This is a genomic window from Aeromonas sp. 600527 (assembly GCF_049175415.1).
GTDB classification, from domain to species: Bacteria; Pseudomonadota; Gammaproteobacteria; order Enterobacterales; family Aeromonadaceae; genus Aeromonas; species Aeromonas veronii_A.
In genome coordinates this window covers 1-16879 of the sequence record NZ_JAAKVA010000003.1, presented here as the reverse complement: position 1 = coordinate 16879, position 16879 = coordinate 1, and the positions used below count along the sequence as shown (strand labels likewise).

17 protein-coding genes and 1 pseudogene are annotated in these 16879 nt (G+C 55.5%); 10 read left to right on the top strand and 8 right to left on the bottom strand.

Features of this window, described 5'->3' with window-relative positions:
* Positions 1 to 36: 36 nt before the first annotated feature.
* A complete protein-coding gene (locus tag G5154_RS05855; RefSeq protein ID WP_266141042.1) occupies positions 37 to 864 on the top strand; it encodes a Fic family protein in 828 nt (275 codons plus the stop codon).
* A gap of 398 nt (positions 865 to 1262) precedes the next feature.
* Here G5154_RS05855 and G5154_RS05850 read toward each other — a convergent pair whose 3' ends face one another.
* On the bottom strand, positions 1263 to 1670 hold the full coding sequence (locus tag G5154_RS05850; protein WP_324038835.1) for an H-NS family nucleoid-associated regulatory protein: 408 nt from the start codon (positions 1668 to 1670) through the stop codon (positions 1263 to 1265).
* 426 nt (positions 1671 to 2096) lie between these two features.
* On the opposite strand from G5154_RS05850, the gene G5154_RS05845 reads away from it, so the two are divergent.
* On the top strand, positions 2097 to 2636 hold the full coding sequence (locus G5154_RS05845) for an antitoxin Xre/MbcA/ParS toxin-binding domain-containing protein (RefSeq protein WP_082186744.1): 540 nt from the start codon (positions 2097 to 2099) through the stop codon (positions 2634 to 2636).
* 688 nt (positions 2637 to 3324) lie between these two features.
* On the opposite strand, the gene G5154_RS05840 is transcribed toward G5154_RS05845, so the two are convergent.
* Positions 3325 to 3552: a helix-turn-helix domain-containing protein gene (locus tag G5154_RS05840; protein WP_042019791.1), complete on the bottom strand. Its 228-nt coding sequence runs from the start codon at positions 3550 to 3552 to the stop codon at positions 3325 to 3327.
* A gap of 110 nt (positions 3553 to 3662) precedes the next feature.
* On the opposite strand from G5154_RS05840, the gene G5154_RS05835 reads away from it, so the two are divergent.
* The 4 genes and pseudogenes from G5154_RS05835 to G5154_RS05820 all read left to right on the top strand — a co-directional run bounded on the left by G5154_RS05835 (position 3663) and on the right by G5154_RS05820 (position 6167).
* Positions 3663 to 3914, top strand: a complete 252-nt coding sequence (locus G5154_RS05835) for a hypothetical protein (RefSeq protein WP_017778755.1) — start codon at positions 3663 to 3665, stop codon at positions 3912 to 3914.
* Between the two features lie 80 nt (positions 3915 to 3994).
* Positions 3995 to 4103 (top strand): annotated as a pseudogene (locus G5154_RS05830) (IS630 family transposase); the annotation flags it as partial.
* Between the two features lie 42 nt (positions 4104 to 4145).
* Positions 4146 to 4448 (top strand): hypothetical protein, encoded by a 303-nt coding sequence (locus tag G5154_RS05825; RefSeq protein ID WP_042878961.1) that lies wholly within the window; start codon positions 4146 to 4148, stop codon positions 4446 to 4448.
* A 594-nt stretch (positions 4449 to 5042) separates the two neighbouring features.
* A complete protein-coding gene (locus tag G5154_RS05820) occupies positions 5043 to 6167 on the top strand; it encodes an HD-GYP domain-containing protein (protein WP_421250518.1) in 1125 nt (374 codons plus the stop codon).
* Positions 6168 to 6331: 164 nt separating this feature from the next.
* Here the strand turns inward: G5154_RS05820 and G5154_RS05815 are convergent, their stop codons facing one another.
* The 6 genes from G5154_RS05815 to G5154_RS05790 form a co-directional block, all read right to left on the bottom strand.
* Positions 6332 to 6517: a hypothetical protein gene (locus tag G5154_RS05815; RefSeq protein WP_005350263.1), complete on the bottom strand. Its 186-nt coding sequence runs from the start codon at positions 6515 to 6517 to the stop codon at positions 6332 to 6334.
* A gap of 39 nt (positions 6518 to 6556) precedes the next feature.
* Positions 6557 to 7138, bottom strand: coding sequence for a NifB/NifX family molybdenum-iron cluster-binding protein (locus tag G5154_RS05810; protein WP_421250517.1), 582 nt, complete (start codon positions 7136 to 7138; stop codon positions 6557 to 6559).
* On the bottom strand, positions 7135 to 7449 hold the full coding sequence (locus G5154_RS05805; RefSeq protein WP_005338107.1) for a DUF134 domain-containing protein: 315 nt from the start codon (positions 7447 to 7449) through the stop codon (positions 7135 to 7137). The genes G5154_RS05810 and G5154_RS05805 overlap by 4 nt, the downstream gene beginning before the upstream one ends.
* Positions 7450 to 7672: 223 nt before the next feature.
* Positions 7673 to 8854 carry a dicarboxylate/amino acid:cation symporter gene (locus tag G5154_RS05800; RefSeq protein WP_421250516.1) on the bottom strand — a complete coding sequence of 394 codons (1182 nt, stop codon included), beginning with the start codon at positions 8852 to 8854 and terminating at the stop codon, positions 7673 to 7675.
* Between the two features lie 192 nt (positions 8855 to 9046).
* Positions 9047 to 9610, bottom strand: a complete 564-nt coding sequence (locus G5154_RS05795; RefSeq protein WP_421250515.1) for a hypothetical protein — start codon at positions 9608 to 9610, stop codon at positions 9047 to 9049.
* Positions 9611 to 9715: 105 nt separating this feature from the next.
* Positions 9716 to 10354: a TetR family transcriptional regulator gene (locus G5154_RS05790; protein ID WP_421250514.1), complete on the bottom strand. Its 639-nt coding sequence runs from the start codon at positions 10352 to 10354 to the stop codon at positions 9716 to 9718.
* Positions 10355 to 10494: 140 nt separating this feature from the next.
* Here G5154_RS05790 and G5154_RS05785 point away from each other — a divergent pair, with 140 nt between their 5' ends.
* From G5154_RS05785 to G5154_RS05770, 4 genes are all read left to right on the top strand, one after another.
* Positions 10495 to 11688, top strand: a complete 1194-nt coding sequence (locus G5154_RS05785; RefSeq protein ID WP_421250513.1) for an efflux RND transporter periplasmic adaptor subunit — start codon at positions 10495 to 10497, stop codon at positions 11686 to 11688.
* Between the two features lie 17 nt (positions 11689 to 11705).
* A complete protein-coding gene (locus G5154_RS05780) occupies positions 11706 to 14855 on the top strand; it encodes an efflux RND transporter permease subunit (RefSeq protein WP_421250512.1) in 3150 nt (1049 codons plus the stop codon).
* 598 nt (positions 14856 to 15453) lie between these two features.
* Positions 15454 to 16539, top strand: coding sequence for a dTDP-glucose 4,6-dehydratase (gene rfbB, locus G5154_RS05775; RefSeq protein WP_216979012.1), 1086 nt, complete (start codon positions 15454 to 15456; stop codon positions 16537 to 16539).
* Positions 16539 to 16879, top strand: a 341-nt coding sequence (locus G5154_RS05770; protein WP_421250511.1) for a sugar nucleotide-binding protein, incomplete at its 3' end; no start/stop codon positions are given. The genes rfbB and G5154_RS05770, both read left to right, overlap by 1 nt.

Sequence of the window (16879 nt, the reverse complement as noted above, 5' to 3'; positions counted from 1 at the left end):
TATCCCGTGTCAGATCGCTCAGAGGGGCTCGCGGCCATGATGCTGGACGCCATCGACAATCATGGACAGCCATTGACGATTGAGCGGCTTTACCAATGGCATCGTTGGCTGTTCCCCGCCAACGAATGGTCGGTGCAGCCAGTGAACGTAGGGCAGTTGCGAGGAGATGAGCCGATGCAGGTTGTCTCTGGGCGTGTTGATCGCCCCACCGTGCATTTTGAGGCACCGCCCAGAGCAACACTGGACGATCAACTGGCCGAGTTCATCCCCTGGTTTAACCAGACTCGGCATGACCCCACGATGGATCCCCTTCTTCGTGCGGCAATCATCCATTTCTGGTTCGTGACCCTGCATCCCGTTGATGATGGTAATGGGCGGCTCACGCGGGCATTGACCGATCTCGCGCTGTCACAGGCTGACAGCCAAAGTATCCGGCTGTATGCCATGTCAGTTGCAATTCTCGAACGGCGGGATCACTACTATCGGGCGCTTGAGTCAGCGCAGAGGGGCCCGCTAGATATTACCTCCTGGATCTGTTGGTTCCTCGACACACTGGATTACGCCATAGAGCTGGCATTACAGGTTATTGATCGTTCTCTCGCCAAGACATTTTTCTGGTTGCGGCACTGTAATGACGCTCTGAGTCCAGAGCAAACCAAAGTGCTGAATCGTTTACTGGATGGCGGCGAACAGGGTTTTGAAAATGGCATCAGTGCCAGTCAATATCAAAAAGTCGCCGGAGTTAGTAAGCCCACGGCTACACGCCATCTTGCGCAACTGTTAGATAGGGGGTGCATTGAGAAATTACCTGGTGGCGGACGCAATACACGCTATCAGATCCGCTTGCACACCGAGGGAGTTTGAAAAAGCATCGCCATGGGGTGTTAATTTCATCTGGTAGATGAGACCTGCGACTGAACGTACCAATGAAGTTCTTTAGTTAAACGTTGACGCCATGATGAGTGCCGTCAGGCATATGAACGAATAGACTTAACCGACAGTCATGGCTCTCAACTAATCTTTTGAGTGATAACAAACTATCGAGAACATCGGGATCTATTGCAGGAACATCACCCGTCCCGAGATTTGAAAGCAGTTTGGTCACACTGAGACGTACCAGTTGCTCTTCGGCCAGCGCCTTGGCTCTCTGGACAACCTCGGGTGATTCGGATGAAATCATATCCTCCAATGTCCTCCCCATACGGTGCTCCTACTACAGATAGAATTAAAGGCCCACGCCGAGCAGGCATGGGCTCTCAGCATTAGATCAAGAAGTCATCCAGTGCTTTTCCAGCCGCAACTGCTTCTGCGATGGCCTTGGGCATGCGGCCCTGGCCAGTCCATGTCTTCTCCTGACCATCCTCAATGTACTTGTATTTTGCAGGACGAGGAGCACGTTTCACTTTAGCTGAACCGTCAGCCTTCGCCGGAGCCGCTGTGCCAACAAGCTCACTCGGATCGATGCCAGCGTCTCTCAGCATCTCGGTAAACTCAGCCAGCTTTTGCAGGCGCTCGGCAGATTCGGCTTTGATTTTGTTTTCTTGCTGCTCACGCTCAGCAAAAACCTCATCCAATTTCTCTTTAACTTCGACCAACTGCTCAAATGACAACTCACGCAACGCAGCTCGCAGACTACGAATATTCATCAGTGTTTTCAAAAAATCGTTCATTTTTATCCTCATGTATCACATTTTTATATCAGGAAAATTATCTCTCAATCCCAGCATCAGCTCCACTGTTTTTGGCACCAAGATGATTCGAAAAAGCATCATTTAAAATTCGTGAGCTAAATTGCGTTTGGATCTACTTATTGGCCTAGCTCCAATCTGCTATGAAACTATGTAGCTAAAAATTAAATCCAAGTGGTAGTGAGCGTTGAGACCACCTCACCAGATGAGCCGATGAAGGATCTTGTTCGGCTCACGAAATGAGCCGATAGGACAATATCATTGGCTCACAGAATGAGTCGATGATAAGAAATATTTCTCTCCACACAAACTAGAGTATGGAAGCATATTATTCTTATTATCTCCCTATCCAAGTTCAATGCCTAAACCTGATTCAGTACAGACCAACTCGGTCATCAGCCCTCCTCAATGCAGGGGCATTTTGTTGCTAATCTTCTACTGAAAACGACAGTTTGGGGTAGGATAGCTCATGAGAGGTCGTGTTTGTATAATGAGGAATGCTACATGATGCCCTATGCAACCTATCAAGCAGCTACTGCGAACTTTCTCCTAGAAGCTCTTGGTATTCCTCGTGACCCACTAGGAGCACATCTATGGATCGTGGCTGGCGTATCACCGGACATACTCTATCGGCTCGCTGAATTGATGAAGACGGATGTGGGGACGGTTTGCCAATGGGCTGGTATTAGCCGGAGTGCACTGGCCCGAAAGCTTCGGATTGAGGTTCCCCTATCAATATCGCAGGGTGCTAGGGTATACGGAGTTGCACAGGCCCTCGATGTGGTACTCCTCTTCCACAGGAACGATGCCATCAAGGCTGTGTCATGGTTAAACCGCACAGCCTGGGGGCTCGGTGGCGTGGCTCCAGCCACGTTGTTGACTACACAGATGGGAGTCCAGGCTGTTGTCGAGCTTGTAGGGCGGATTGAGCATGGGGTTTGTCAATAAGTAATAAGTCGGCTGGCTTATATGCTAAAACTAGCATAATAGATTGAAATTTGATCAATCAGATTGATTTTGAAGATTTTTTCACATCCCCCCACTTGAAAAAATTGGAAAACTGTCCATTTACTAATTATGAGAGCTATAAATAAATTTTTTCCATTTCAACATTCCGCTGCTGCGCAGCGAAGAGAGACCAGTTTTACAAACCCACACCTTATTTTTATTCAATCGGTGAGTTGGTGTTGATGAATTAAAATTCATTAAGTTAGCTTGAAAATCAATGCACCATCACTTGGTAATGGTTTTTCTATGATCTGACAGAAAATAGAAAATAGAAAATAGAAAATAGAAAATAGAAAATAGAAAATAGAAAATAGAAAATAGAAAATAGAAAATAGAAAACATAGTATCAATAAAATATGGCTATATTCGCCCATGTTGGGCGGAAATAAAAAACGTGCTTTTGCAGAGTATGATTGTTTTACCAATGCAAACTCTTCTCTGCTGCGCCTGTCGCAGGTTGTCACAACCAGATCGTTTTCTTGCACCCGTTGAATCCCAGAACAATCAGATCCCGTCGGACTCCATCTGACCTTCAAGTCGATGGATGCGTTGTGCTATGGCTCCTAGACAAGCGAGAAAATCCCCCCATGCTGGAACGTGCAATATTTGGTTAGAGTAACAGCTATGGTTATGGCAGCAATGATGCAGGCGAGACCCCAAGAGCTTTGGCGATCAGATAAACTTTTTCCAAGGTTACCCTAGTCTCCCCACGTTCGATTTTTCCCATGTGACCACGATCTATACCAGCAATTAGCGCAAGTTTTTCCTGTTGCATACCGCGTGCAGACCGCAGTTCCCGTACATTTTTACCGAATGCAGTTGCGAGCACCGCAAGATCAAACTCGTCAGAATCCATGTTATCTCCTCACAAGAGGAGATATGGTCTACATTATACGGCACACTGTACACGGCTATGAGTACACGCCTATAATGACACTGCATATAAGCATCATTTGAGGGTGGAAAATGTCCAATCAACAGATCGTTTTGAGTCAGAATCAAAAAAGTAGCACCGTGACACTAATTTTTCAAAACGCGGATTTCTTAGCCGCAGTAGGAGATTCTCTGAGAGTGGAGTCATTCTTACATGTCACTATTAATCAATCCACATATGATGAATTTGTTAAGGGTGTTATGGCTTCGTTTGTTGCCGAATTTATGGATTTTAAGGAGCAATGGCCGATACCTCAGGAGCTTCAGGAGCTAAGGAAGGTCTGAACAAGTCTCTGGCATGGGATGTCGGAATTCATACGGATCTTCATCTCGGAGGGGCATCATTAGTAATGCTTGGTATTCCACAGTCAGTCTACAGCCCTTGGGTGAATCACATAGAGCGGCAGTAGCAAAGTTAGAGAGACCATCACACGCAATCATCAATGCAGAGGAGTGGTCAACCTGCGGACTCGATGCAGTTGATTCGCAGATGCTGCATGAATGGAGTAACAGGATATGAAAATCATGACCAAAAAAGAGGTCGAGGTAATCAGCGATATTCGCTGTGATGTTTGTGAAGAGAGTTGCCAAACGGAGGGGGCTGTTAGCAATATCGAGTTTGGCACATTGAGTGCCCACTGGGGTTATGGAACTCAGCACGATGGCGAAAGTTACGAGGTTCACCTGTGCGAGAGTTGCTTTTTTCAGGCCATAGCAAATCTGAAAGAGCAGCGGCGAGGTGCACTGATGTTTTCAGAGAAAGGGTATGAACCAGTTGCTGATTTTGGATTGATTAACCGGCACCTTGAACTTATCTGAACAGATTCGATATTGATCTTTGTAGGTTGTGTTTGAGCCAAGTTGCTTCAACTTTGATGTCTTCCAACGGAAGACCGCCGCTCTTCGCTCATCGTGGTTTGTCGCAGCGGTGGATGCATTTGTCGCTGGACCTCGTAAAGTAATGCTAACCCAGCCTCAGCTTGTTTTGGATTATAACCGGCGCTAAGTGATGGGATACCGCTAGCACAAGCCTGACTGTATTAGATGTGGATTGGTCTTGCGATCTTAGGTCAACCCAAGGAGACGAATCCTACTTTGGGGGCCTGTTTTGTGTTGGACATCGCTCAATCACTCTTAGGTGGCTCTTCTTTAAGGGCGCGGATTTTACCGGAATGGTTAACCAAAAACTATACAGCCAGCATGGCAGAACCGAACAATATCTCCGACCAGGCAAGATTGGGCCGCACCAACAGCCGTTGATGGCGCGCCCTTGGTAGGGCTATTGCCTCTGCCGTACGGGCTTGTTGTGGGGATGCTCCTTTGTTGATTTTTCTGTCAATTTTGACGTTGTGGCGGGGAGAGCGTCAAAGGGAGTCACTATACTTCCATCACGGGGTCCCGTTGGAGAAGGCGATGGAAAGTTCATTTGGCGAAAAAATGCAGAGCGTACATGCCACGCTCAGGCAGCGCTTTGACAAGCTGAGTCGGGTGGCCATCGCGATTTACGATCCCCATACCGATCAGCTCAAGACCTTTGCCCACAGCACCGAGGGGCCCTCGCCACTGGTGCAGTATGAGGTGAAGCTGAGCGATGTTCCCTCCCTGAGTTATCTGGCGGAGCACAAGCAGCCCCGGGTGCTCAGCAATCTGGATGCCCTGCGTGGCTCTGCGTCGGAGCACAGCCGCAAGGTGCTGGAGGCGGGCTATGCCTCCAGCTATACCGAGCCGCTGCTGTTTAACAGCAAACTGTTTGGCTTTCTGTTTTGTGATGCCATGGAGCCGGGATACTTCGAGGAGTCGATCCGAAGCGAGCTGTCGGCCTATGCCCAGGCGCTCTCGGCCATCATTGCGGTGGAGTTTTTCTCCATCCAGACCCTTGGCGGCGCGCTGACCACGGCGCGGGAGTTCAGCCGTTATCGGGATGAGGAGACCGCCAACCATCTGCACCGGATGTCGGCCTACTCCCGGCTGATTGCCAAGACGCTGGCCCCGACTTGCGGGCTGAGCGATGAGGAGGTGGAGTTTATCTACCTCTTCTCCGAGCTGCACGACATCGGCAAGATCGCGGTGCCGGATGCCATTTTGCTCAAGCCGGGCAAGCTGACGCCGGAAGAGTTCGAGATCATGAAGATCCACCCAAGCAAGGGGCGGGAGATGATCAGCCTGATGATCAACGAGTTTGGTCTCGATGGCATTCATCACACTGACATGCTGACCAATATCATCGCCAGCCATCACGAGCGCTTTGACGGCACCGGCTATCCGCTGGGGCTGGCGGGGGAGGCGATCCCGCTGGCGGCGCGTATCGTGACGGTGGCCGATGTGTTTGATGCCCTGACCAGCGAGCGCCCCTACAAGAAGGCCTGGCCGTTCGAGACGGCGTTTGCCTATCTGGAGGAGCATGCCGGCAGCCAGTTTGATCCCGTCTGTGTCGCCGCAGCCCTGCACAACAAGGCCGAGTTTTATGCCATCTATCAGCAGTATCAGGATCCGGCCTGCTCTGCGAGCGTGGCGGCCAGCGGCGCCGAGCCGGGTTGAGCTCGTGTGATGAGCGTAAGGGGGGGAAAGAGGCGGTTGAAGCATGGCGAGGAGTAAATAGAGAGGGGGCACCAGCAGGTGCCCCTCTCTTTTATGTGCCTCTCGATTCCACGCGCCCTTATTTTGCCGACCTTATCTCTGCGACTATGGCGTTTGCGCTCAGGTTACTTTTTGGGCGCCGGCTCACTGATCTGATAGAGGTGATCCGCGCAGGCGCTGGAGCAGCCACAGGGGCGCACCTCTTTATCTTCCCGTTTCTGGGCAAGCTGGTATTGGCGCCACCAGATGATGGTACCCATGGCCAGGATCAGCACGAACGAGGCGAGCAGGCTCAACAACCAGATGGACATGATCTCTTCTCCTTGATGATGACATGCACGGCGATGGCATCAGTGATGCTGGCAGCAACCGCCCTGTTGGCCTGCGCCCTCACTGTCGTGACAACAAGTATGGCCTTGCTGTGGGCTCTCTGCCTGATTGCCACTACTGGCGCAACAGTGATTGGCGCCACTGTTGCAACCACCGTGACAATTCGCATGGCTGTGGCCTGCGCCGACGGGCTGGATGGCACGGATAGTCGCCTTGCTCTGATGACGACGAGACGGACGCCCCTGACTGGCCTCGGTGAGAGGTTGCAGATTGGCGGGGGCCAGCAGCGCGGGCAGCGGCAGGCGGGCAGAGCGGCACTGCAGCACCCGGATATTGGCCGCCAGCAGGCGACCCAGCATCCGCTCGCCGATATTGCGCACTACCACCTGACCCACCTGATAGTGGGCGAGGGCGTCGAGCAGCGCTTGCTTGCCGTGGCAGCCTTCGGCGGCGGCCGGGTTAGCCAGGGTGGCGATAACGTTCCCTTCGGGGTTAAGAATTTGCAGCTGCTCGGCACGGGTAAAGTGGCCAGCCAGCAACCCCTGACTCAGCATCAGGGCGCTGTTGCTGGGGTTGGTGGTCATGGTTGTGACAGCATTCATGTCGGCTCTTCTCCACTGGTTGGGTGGTCGGGCTCGGCGGGTTGCATCATCAATGCCTTGCCCAGACTCAGACACTCCACCACTTTATAGCGCCCTTTTTTCAGGATATTAGCCAGGGTCTGACGGGAAACCCCCATCACCAGGGCGGCCTCCTGCTGCTGCATTCCTTGAAGGTCGACGAGGCGCAGTGCCTCGAACTCATCAGGGGCCAGCGTGACCTGTTCCAGCTGATGCATGGGGCGGCCGTTGGGTTTGAAGCAGCTGTTGGCGGGGCGGCCACAGATCTGGCGGGCAATCTTGGGTCTTGGCATGGTGGCTCCTAATTGGCATAAGCCATTTATACGCTCATATGTAGCATATGCCAATAATTTTGTCTGATGCAGAGGGTAGCGCCAGTGCTGTTTACGGCAGAGAGGGGTAAAGAGGGGGAGGCGGAATACGTACAAACGCTGTGAAGGTGGCAGAAACGACGCAGGCCCGAACATGGTTCGGGCCTGCGGTTTTGCAGAGGATGGTCGAGCTATCCCGGCGAGCTTACGGCTGTTCGGCCTCGGCCACGGGGGCTGCGCTCTCGCTGCCATTGGCGAAGCGATCCGCCCACAGGGCAATCACGCCGTCACCGGTGACGTTGCAGGCGGTGCCGAAGCTGTCCTGCGCCAGATAGAGGGCGATCATCAGGGCGATGGAGGCTTCACCAAAGCCGAGCATGGAGGTGAGCAGGCCCAGCGCCGACATCACGCCACCACCCGGGGCGCCCGGGGCGGCGATCATGATCACCCCCAGCATCATGATGAAGGGGAGCATGGTTTCGATGCCCGGAATGGCCAGATGCTCGGAGAGGAACATCACCGCGGTGGCGCAGGTGACCAGGGTAATGGTGGAGCCACAGAGGTGAATGGTGGCACACAGCGGTACGGTAAAGTTGGCGATGCCGTCGCTGACCCCGTTGTTCTTGCTCGACTGCAGCGCGACCGGAATGGTGGCGGCGCTCGACATGGTCCCCAGCGCGGTGAAGTATGCGGGCAGCATGTTCTTGATGAGCTGGGCTGGTGAGCGGCCAAGGGCCAGACCGGTACCCACGAACAGCACGGATAGCCAGATCCAGTGCATCAGGATCGCCATCACCAGCACCACGCCGAAGGTTTTCAGGGTGGCGAATACGGTGCCTTCTACCGTCATCTCGACAAAGACACCCGCGATATAGAACGGCAGCAGCGGGATGATCACCTTGGCCAGCAGGCGGTCGATGATGTCACGGCCCTGATCGGCGACACGGCGCAGATCGGTGGCCTGGGTGGCGCTGATGCCGATGCCGAACACGAAGGCGGCAGCCAGTGCCGACATCACGCCAAACAGCGGCGGGATCTCGAGATTGACATAGGAGGCGAGTTTGATGGCTGTGGCCGTGGTGGGCTCGGCGGCGGTGGTGAACTGCGGGATCAGGTGGCTCGCCACGGTAAAGGCGAACAGCCCCGCCAGAATGGTAGAGCAGTAGGAGAGGGCCACGGTTTTGCCCAGCAGCTTGCCGGAGTTTTTCGGCAGGCTGGCGATGCCGCTCATGATGAAGAACAGAATGATGAGCGGAATTGTGAAGGTGATCAGCTGACCTATCACTGTCTTGGCCGTAAACAGCACGCGCGCCACCCACTCAGGGGCGTAGAGACCGAGCAAGAGACCGGCAAGGATGCCAGCAATGAGTTTCAGGACAAGTTTCATAAGGAAATCCGGAGTTGGTTGTATTGTCTGTTTTGTTATTAAATTTTGATATTAATCGAACTTTTTAACACGTAAGCCGTGTTATGTCTGCCTTTTATGCGTTAATGCCGAGTTAAATATTGTCGATAGCCAAGATCGCCGACTAGCAGCCGGCTTGGCATTGAATGGGAAAATCCGTGATGAATTAGCCCGTTAGGTGGCCTGATGATCGCCGCGCAGCAACATGACGTACTGGTTGGCATATTGACTTGCGGAGTCTGAGGTGCTGGCTGATACGGCTTCCATCGAAGCCAGTTGCAGCGCTACCCCGGATGAGGTGACGATTTGCTGAAGATGCGGGAGCTGCTGGTCGTGGCTCATTTCGCCGCTTGGCTGTAGGGGGAAACAGAGCGGAGCGCCCGCTTTGAGCAGGGTCGCCAGCTGTTGCAACAGGGGGACAAGAGTGGCCACGTCGCTATCAAGCGGGCGGCTCAGCCAGATCCCATCGTAAGGGAGCACCGAGTGCATCTTCGCCAGCGGGCAGACCCGCACAGCTTGCCCGGATTGCTGCGAGGCGACTTTGGCGTCAGCCAGTACCGCTTCACAGGCGGTGACCACATACCCTTCTGCACGCAGCCAGCACAGATCCTCCCCCATACCGCACTGACCATTGAGCAGGTGAGCGCTGGGTTTGAGGTGCGCCACAAAGGCAGTTCGAACGTGGGCGTGCTGGTCGTTAAATGGCCGGGAAGCGGGGATGGCGTCAGAGTGTGGCACAGGGGTTACCTCAAGCAGGGGGCGCACAGGGTAACAAATCGGGGCCTGACTGCCAAAACGCGCGGTCAGTCCCCGATTTGGATGTGAGGACGTTGCCGGAGCCTGTTAGCGGCCGCAGGCAGGTCCGTGGGGGTGGGCCAGCATGGTAAACATGCTCTCTATCAGGAAGGCTGATTCGCTCTGCAGGTCGATCCGCTCCGGAAAGTGGAGCCAGTTTATGATGTAGCCATCCAGGGTACAGTGGAGCAGGGTGGCTGCACGCTGCAGGTTGAGGTTGGCAGGCAGCTGCCCCCGGCGTACCGCGTTGGCCAGGGTGGTCTCCAGGTCCCGGAAAAAGTTGGCTGACTCGCTGCGGATATGCTCGCGCAGGGAAATGGCTTCCCCCTCCAGCGATTCGAGATTGAACAGTATGGTGAACATCTGCCGCTGGGCCGGATTGTGAATGAAGCTTTGGAGCACCCCTTCGAAGAAGAGGCGCAGTTGTCCCAGCGGATCGGGCTCATCTGGGTTGAGGCAGGCATCGAGCTGGTGGGCGAGGGGGCTGCAGAGTTCCTCCCAGAGCGAAATGAAGAGTTCATCCTTGTTCTTGAAGTGCCAATAGATGGCCCCGCGGGTAAGGTCTGCCGCCCTGGCGATGTCGGTCAGGCTGGTCTTGGCCAGGCCCTGAGAGCAGAACAGATCCAGCGCCGTGCTCATGATGTGGCAGCGGGTTTGCTGCGCCTCTTCTTTGGTTCGTCTGGCCATCGAAATTTGTGCCTCATGCAAGCAAAAAGTCACTTACATACATTTATGAATGTATGTATATTGCCTCATCTTTCGACTATTTACCAACAGGGCCCATGTGGCCCTGATTGTTCATTGACTGGCAAAGGCTAAGGTGTTTCATGCATAAACATATTCTTGCTCGTTCAGTTGGTCTTGCCTTGCTGGCTACAGGCTTGCTGGCAGGTTGTGGTGACAAGGGGGGCGCACCCCAGGGACAGGGCGGCATGCCCCCCGCGGCGGTCAACGTGGTGACCCTGCAGAGCGGCCCGTTGATGTTGACCACCGAGTTGACCGGCCGCAGCGCCCCGTTGCGGGTGGCCGAAGTGCGTCCGCAGGTGAGCGGCATCATCCTCAAGCGCCTCTTTACCGAGGGGAGCGATGTGAAGGCGGGCGACCTGCTCTATCAGATCGATCCGGCTGTCTATCAGGCGGCGGTTGCCAGCGCCAAGGCCAATCTGGCCAAGGCAGAGGCCAACGAGCAGAGTGCCCGTCTCAAGGCACAGCGCTATCAGGAGCTGCTAAAGGTCAAATCCATTAGCCGTCAGGACTATGACGACGCCGACGCCAGCTGGAAGCAGGCCAAGGCCGAGATCATGGCGAGCAAGGCGGCCTTGCGCACTGCAGAGATCAATCTCGGTTACACCCGCATCACCGCCCCCATCAGTGGCCGCATCGGTAAATCCGCGGTGACCGAGGGGGCGCTGGTGACAGCCCAGCAGGCTGACAGCCTGACCGCCATCCAGCAGCTCGATCCCATGTATGTGGATGTGCGTCAATCCACCGCCGATCTGCTGCGCCTCAAGCGACTGGTCGCCGAGGGCAAGTTGACCCAAGACGAGCAGAAGGGAGCCAGGGTGACCTTCCAGCTGGAAGATGGCAGCACCTATGGCGAAGAGGGCTCGCTGCAGTTCTCCGATGTGACCGTGGATGAGACCTCCGGCATGGTGACCCTGCGGGTGATTGTGCCCAACCCTCACCAGCTGCTGCTGCCCGGCATGTTTATGCGCGCCACCCTGCAAGAGGGAGAGCGGGCACAAGGACTGCTGGTGCCGCAAACTGCGGTGACTCGCACCCCCAATGGCGGCGCCACCGTGATGGTGGTAACCGCTGACAACAAGGTGGAGCTGCGCAACGTGCAGCTGAGCCGTGTCGTCGGCAGCAACTGGGTGGTGGAGTCAGGGCTCACCTCCGGCGAGCGGGTGATCGTGGCTGGCTTGCAGAAAGTGCGACCGGGCGCCGTGGTCAATCCCGCCGAGCAGGGTGCTGATGCACAGTCTGCTCAAGCTGCGTCCAACACCCCGGCCAACAAGTAGGATGGAGTAGTCGCCTCATGGCTCGATTTTTTATAGACAGACCCATTTTTGCCTGGGTGATCGCGCTGGTGATCATGCTGGCGGGCAGCCTGGCCATCATCAAATTGCCGGTCGCCCAGTATCCGAGCATTGCGCCGCCCGCGGTCGGTATTTCCGCCAGCTATCCGGGGGCCTCTGCCAAAACGGTGGAAGACTCGGTCACCCAGATCATCGAACAGAACATGACCGGGCTGGATCACCTGCTCTACATGTCTTCCCAGTCTGACTCTGCGGGACGGGTGTCGGTGACCCTCACCTTCCAGCCGGGGACCGATCCCGACATCGCCCAGGTGCAGGTGCAGAACAAGCTGCAGCAAGCGATGTCGCTGCTGCCGCAAGAGGTGCAGCAGCAAGGGGTTCGGGTACAGAAGACCTCCAGCAGCTTCCTGATGGTCGCGGCGTTCATCTCCAACGATGGCTCGATGAACAACGACGATCTGGCGGACTATGTGGTCTCCAACATCAAGGAGCCCCTGAGTCGTCTGGACGGGGTAGGGGATATCACCTTGTTCGGCAGCCAGTACTCCATGCGGGTCTGGCTCGATCCCAACAAGCTCAACCGGGTGCAGATGACCCCGGGGGATGTGCAGGCGGCCATCAAGGCGCAGAACGCCCAGGTAGCGTTCGGCAAGCTGGGTGGTACTCCGTCGGTGGAAGATCAGCAGTTCACCGCCACCATCATGGGGCAGACCCGTCTCTCTACCGTGGAGCAGTTCAACGACATCCTGCTGCGGGTGAATCAGGATGGCTCCAAGGTACGGCTCAAAGACGTGGCCCGGGTCGAGCTGGCGGGCGAAAGCTATGACGCAGATGCGCTCTACAACGGTCAGTCTACCGCCGCGGTCGCCATCAAGCTGGCTACCGGCGCCAACGCGCTGGATACCGCCGAGAAGGTTCGTGCCAAGCTCAATGAGCTGTCGGATTACTTCCCGGCCAACATGGAGATCGTCTACCCCTACGACACCACGCCGTTTGTGAAGATCTCCATCGAGGAGGTGGTGCAGACCCTGATCGAGGCGATCTTCCTGGTGTTCTGCGTCATGTATCTGTTCCTGCAGAACTTCCGCGCCACCCTGATCCCGACCATTGCGGTGCCTGTGGTACTGCTCGGTACCTTCGGGGTGATGGCGGCGTTCGGCTTCTCCATCAACACCCTCACCATGTTTGGTATGGTGCTGGCTATCGGGTTGCTGGTGGATGACGCCATCGTGGTAGTTGAGAACGTGGAGCGGCTGATGAGCGAGGAGGATCTCTCCCCGCTGGAAGCGACCCGCAAGTCGATGACCCAGATCACCGGCGCGTTGGTGGGGATCGCGTTGGTGCTCTCCGCCGTGTTCGTGCCGATGGCCTTCTTCGGAGGCTCGACTGGTGCCATCTATCGCCAGTTCTCGCTGACCATCGTCTCGGCAATGGTGCTGTCGGTGCTGGTGGCGTTGATCCTGACCCCGGCCCTCTGTGCCACTCTGCTCAAGCCGATGAAACACGGCGAGTTTGGCGCCCAGCGTGGCTTCTTTGGCTGGTTCAACCGCGCCTTTGATGCCGGTACCCAGCGCTATCAGCGCGGTGTGCGCAAGGTGATCAAGCAGGGCGTGCGTTACAGCATTATCTACGGCGCCATGCTGGCGGTGCTGGCAGTGCTCTTTATGCGGATGCCCACCTCCTTCCTGCCGGAAGAGGATCAGGGGGTCATCATGTCCATGGTGCAACTGCCGGTCGGAGCTACCAAGCAGCGCACCGAGGTGGTGCTGGCCCAGATGCGTGACTACTTCCTGGACAACGAGAAGGATAACGTGGATGCCGTATTGACTGTATCGGGCTTCAGTTTTGCCGGTAGCGGTCAAAATACCGGTATGGCGTTTATCAAACTCAGGGACTGGAGCGAACGCAAGAGTCCTGATCGCAGTGCCAACGCCATTATCGGTCGCGCCATGGGCTATCTGTTCAGCATCAAGGAGGCGCAAGTGTTCGCCTTCAACTTGCCATCTATTCCTGAATTGGGGACGGCGACCGGTTTTGACTTCTTCCTGCAGGATCGTGGCGGTATCGGTCACGACAAGCTGATGGCGGCGCGTAATCAGCTGCTCGGTATGGCGGCGCAGGATCCCACACTGGTGCGGGTACGCCCGAACGGGATGGAAGATACGCCGCAACTCGATATCAAGATCGACTACGAGAAGGCGCTGGCGCAGGGGCTCTCCATCGCGGATATCAACAACACCCTGGCTACTGCCTGGGGTTCCTCCTACGTCAATGACTTCGTGGACCGTGGCCGGGTCAAGAAGGTCTATATGCAGGCGGATGCCCCCTTCCGGATGAACCCGGAAGATCTGAAACTCTGGTATGTGCGCAACAGCGCCGGTCAGATGGTGCCCTTCTCCGCCTTTGCCAGCACCGAGTGGAGCTTCGGCTCGCCGCGTCTTGAGCGTTACAACGGTGTGCCAGCGATGGAGATCGTCGGTGAAGCTGCGCCCGGCAAGAGTACCGGTGATGCAATGGCTGCCATCGAACAGATGGTGAAACAGCTGCCGGAAGGGGTGGGCATCGAGTGGACCGGGCTCTCCTTCCAGGAGCGTCAGGCCGGTTCACAGGCGCCAGCGCTCTACGCCATCTCCTTGCTGGTGGTGTTCCTCTGTCTGGCGGCCCTCTACGAGAGCTGGAGCATTCCGTTCTCGGTGATGCTAGTGGTGCCTCTCGGGGTACTGGGAGCCATTGTGGCCGCCACCCTGCGTGGGCTGGAGAACGACGTCTACTTCCAGGTAGGCCTGCTCACCACCATAGGCTTGTCGGCGAAGAACGCGATTCTGATCGTGGAATTTGCCAAAGAGCTCTATGACAAGGGGATGGGACTGGGTGAAGCCGTAGTGGAGGCGGCGCGCCTGCGCCTGCGTCCGATCCTGATGACTTCGCTCGCCTTTATCCTCGGGGTATTGCCGCTGGTGATCAGCTCCGGTGCCGGTGCCAGCAGCCGTAACGCCATCGGTACCGGCGTAATGGGGGGAATGATCAGTGCCACCGTGCTGGCCATCTTCTTCGTTCCGCTCTTCTTCGTGCTGGTGATGCGCTACTTCACCAGCCACCAGAGCAAAGAGGCGCGCATGGTTGCAGCAGTTGAGTCAAAAGGTGACTGAGCAAAGTGACCCCTTGAGTTCTGGGGGCAGATCACAATAAGACAAATAAATCAGGTATGAGTGAGTAATAAATAGAGCGACTTGGAATGTCGCTCTATTTTTTTGTTGTAAAAACGGTAACTTGGTCTTGATTATCTGGCTGCGCCCAGATGTGTATGAGGAGTTATTCGCTCTTCCGTCGCCCCTTATCGAATCCTTATCTATGGTAGTTGGCGAACGACTTTTGCGGTGCAGGTTTGTAGGAAACGAGATAGAATCTGCGTCTTATCGGGCTGGTAAGTGGTGAGTCGTCGGACATTGACCTTTTTGGTCTTGAGCCTTGTATGTCTTTGCCAAACACAATCAATACAGAAAAATGCTGGAGGACATGATGACCAACAGCAAACACAATCAGGTCAAAAGCAGCATGGTGGGAGCTGTAACCCAGGGGCGGTAGCCTTGGGGTTATTTGGTGATTTGTGTGAATAATGTTCACTCAGTGTTTTGTTGCTGTTTGAGATGGTTAAATTGCCGTCTATTTAGGTGTTTCAACAGTGCAGCAGTGAACAGCCAGCCCCTATCCGATGTCACATCAACGCCTCGCAAGAGATACATATCTATGAAAATCCTCGTGACCGGCGGTGCCGGCTTTATCGGCTCTGCCGTGGTGCGCCATATCATCCGTGATACCCAAGATTCTGTTATCAATCTCGATAAACTCACCTATGCCGGCAATCTGGAATCCCTGGCCGATGTATCGACAAGCGAGCGTTATGCGTTTGAGCAGGTGGATATCTGCAACCGTGCCGAGCTGGATCGGGTGTTTGCTCTGCACCAGCCGGATGCGGTGATGCACCTGGCCGCCGAGAGCCATGTTGATCGCTCCATTACAGGGCCGGCTGACTTTATCGAGACCAATATCGTCGGCACCTATATGTTGCTGGAAGCGGCACGCGCTTACTGGAATGGTCTTCATGATCAGCGCAAGGCGGCCTTCCGCTTCCACCATATCTCCACCGATGAGGTGTATGGGGATCTGCCCCATCCGGATGAAGTGGCTGCCGGTGAGTCATTGCCGCTCTTTACCGAGACCACACCCTACGCCCCCAGCAGCCCTTATTCTGCCTCCAAGGCTTCCAGTGATCATCTGGTGCGTGCCTGGCGCCGCACCTACGGCCTGCCCACCATCGTCACCAACTGCTCCAATAACTACGGTCCCTACCACTTCCCCGAGAAGCTGATCCCGCTGGTCATTCTTAACGCGCTGGATGGCAAGCCGCTGCCGGTCTATGGCAAGGGCGACCAGATCCGTGACTGGCTCTATGTGGAAGATCACGCGCGTGCGCTCTACAAGGTGTTGACCACAGGCGTGGTCGGTGAGACCTACAACATCGGCGGTCATAACGAGAAGCAGAATCTGGAGGTGGTACACACCATCTGCGATCTGCTGGACGAGATGGTGCCCAAAGCGGGCTCTTATCGTGATCAAATCACCTATGTGGCGGATCGCCCCGGCCACGATCGCCGCTATGCCATCGATGCCAGCAAGATGAGCAGTGAGCTTGCTTGGCAACCGCAAGAAACGTTCGAGTCGGGTATTCGCAAAACCGTACAGTGGTATCTGGATAACCAGCAGTGGGTCAACAACGTGAAGAGTGGCTCCTATCAATCCTGGATTGAGCAGAATTACGGGGAGCGTGCCTGATGCATATTTTGCTGTTTGGCAAAAACGGTCAGGTAGGCTGGGAGCTGCAACGCGCACTGGCGCCGCTCGGGCGTATCACGGCCGTCGATTTTGACTCGACCGATTATTGCGGTGATTTCAGCAACCCGGCCGGGGTGGCCGACACGGTACGTCTGGTCAAGCCGGACGTGATTGTCAATGCCGCAGCCCACACCGCAGTCGACAAGGCCGAAAGCGAGCGGGAGTTTGCCGAGCTGCTCAACGCGACCAGCGTGGTTGCGATAGCCAAAGAAGCGGAAGCCTTGGGTGCCTGGCTGGTGCATTACTCCACCGACTATGTGTTCGATGGCAGCGGTGAGCG

What these genes read in the sequence shown, in the direction of transcription:
- G5154_RS05800 (WP_421250516.1), bottom strand. Translation starts at nt 8,854, where the DNA reads ATGAAACTTGTCCTGAAACTCATTGCTGGCATCCTTGCCGGTCTCTTG.
- G5154_RS05820 (WP_421250518.1), top strand. Translation starts at nt 5,043, where the DNA reads ATGGAAAGTTCATTTGGCGAAAAAATGCAGAGCGTACATGCCACGCTC.
- G5154_RS05805 (WP_005338107.1), bottom strand. Translation starts at nt 7,449, where the DNA reads ATGCCAAGACCCAAGATTGCCCGCCAGATCTGTGGCCGCCCCGCCAAC.
- G5154_RS05810 (WP_421250517.1), bottom strand. Translation starts at nt 7,138, where the DNA reads ATGAATGCTGTCACAACCATGACCACCAACCCCAGCAACAGCGCCCTG.
- G5154_RS05835 (WP_017778755.1), top strand. Translation starts at nt 3,663, where the DNA reads ATGTCCAATCAACAGATCGTTTTGAGTCAGAATCAAAAAAGTAGCACC.
- G5154_RS05790 (WP_421250514.1), bottom strand. Translation starts at nt 10,354, where the DNA reads ATGGCCAGACGAACCAAAGAAGAGGCGCAGCAAACCCGCTGCCACATC.
- G5154_RS05825 (WP_042878961.1), top strand. Translation starts at nt 4,146, where the DNA reads ATGAAAATCATGACCAAAAAAGAGGTCGAGGTAATCAGCGATATTCGC.
- rfbB (WP_216979012.1), top strand. Translation starts at nt 15,454, where the DNA reads ATGAAAATCCTCGTGACCGGCGGTGCCGGCTTTATCGGCTCTGCCGTG.
- G5154_RS05855 (WP_266141042.1), top strand. Translation starts at nt 37, where the DNA reads ATGATGCTGGACGCCATCGACAATCATGGACAGCCATTGACGATTGAG.
- G5154_RS05840 (WP_042019791.1), bottom strand. Translation starts at nt 3,552, where the DNA reads ATGGATTCTGACGAGTTTGATCTTGCGGTGCTCGCAACTGCATTCGGT.
- G5154_RS05845 (WP_082186744.1), top strand. Translation starts at nt 2,097, where the DNA reads ATGCAGGGGCATTTTGTTGCTAATCTTCTACTGAAAACGACAGTTTGG.
- G5154_RS05850 (WP_324038835.1), bottom strand. Translation starts at nt 1,670, where the DNA reads ATGAACGATTTTTTGAAAACACTGATGAATATTCGTAGTCTGCGAGCT.
- G5154_RS05780 (WP_421250512.1), top strand. Translation starts at nt 11,706, where the DNA reads ATGGCTCGATTTTTTATAGACAGACCCATTTTTGCCTGGGTGATCGCG.
- G5154_RS05785 (WP_421250513.1), top strand. Translation starts at nt 10,495, where the DNA reads ATGCATAAACATATTCTTGCTCGTTCAGTTGGTCTTGCCTTGCTGGCT.
- G5154_RS05815 (WP_005350263.1), bottom strand. Translation starts at nt 6,517, where the DNA reads ATGTCCATCTGGTTGTTGAGCCTGCTCGCCTCGTTCGTGCTGATCCTG.